Annotated in this window: 1 protein-coding gene; it reads right to left on the bottom strand. The window is 71.4% G+C overall.

Annotated features, from left to right (window positions below; all coding sequences use genetic code 11):
• The coding region (locus AC5RVV_RS18370; protein ID WP_494002760.1) for a BTAD domain-containing putative transcriptional regulator at window positions 1-287 on the bottom strand (287 nt) is incomplete at both ends.

Here is a 287-nt window from a genome sequence, read left to right as displayed (position 1 = left end):
CTTGCGCATGAAGTTGTTGAGCACCTTTCCGGCCGCCCACATCGAGGTGGCATCGCGGCGTTCACGCGGCACCGCGGCCTTCCCGCCCTGGCTGAGCTGCTGGTGCAGGAACAGCAGCGCGGACAGCGCGTCGGCCAGATCGCCCTCGGCATCCGCAGTGGCGCTCAGCAGCCGCGCGTAGGCGGCCCGCAGGAACGGACCCGGCGCGCAGCCGAGCTCACGGTGCAGGCTGCGGCGGCACTTCTCGTAGGCCTGCAGGCCCTCGGCGTAGTGGCCGGCCTGTTCCA

The sequence above is a fragment of the Arthrobacter sp. MDT2-34-1 genome, from assembly GCF_059091365.1.
This window is presented reverse-complemented; position numbering and strand designations above follow the sequence as displayed.